The sequence below is a fragment of the Streptomyces sp. AC555_RSS877 genome (assembly GCF_019049245.1).
Taxonomy (GTDB): Bacteria; Actinomycetota; Actinomycetes; order Streptomycetales; family Streptomycetaceae; genus Streptomyces.
The window spans coordinates 1-426 of record NZ_JAGMUK010000130.1; the positions used below are offsets into that span (position 1 = coordinate 1).

Annotated in this window: 1 protein-coding gene; it reads right to left on the reverse strand. The window is 68.1% G+C overall.

The genetic code is table 11. The features are described 5' to 3' along the window. Positions 1-426 (reverse strand): condensation domain-containing protein (locus KUM49_RS37570; protein ID WP_217241460.1); only part of this gene is annotated, 426 nt, incomplete at both ends.

Consider the following 426-nt stretch of genomic DNA (forward strand, 5'->3'; position numbering starts at 1 on the left):
CAGCCGACCAGCTCGTCCAGCGCCTCATCCGTCCGCCCGGCAATCGCCGACCCGATCGGGATATCCGTCCCCGCACCCAGACGGTGCAACGTCACCGCGAGCGCCGCCTGCAACACCATGAACACCGTCACGCCACGCTCACGGGCCACCTCACGCAACCGCGCATGCACCCCAGCCGGCACATCCACCCGCACCGCATGCCCCTCATGCGACGCCACCACCGGACGAGCACGGTCATACGGCAACGCCAGCTCTTCCGGCGCCCCCGCCAACGCACCACGCCAGTACTCCACCTGACGCGACAGCACACTTGCCGGATCACCCTCATCACCCAGCAACTCCCGCTGCCACAACGCATAATCCGCATACTGCACCGGCAACGCATCCCACACCGGTTCCCGGCCCTCACACCGCGCCGCATAAGCC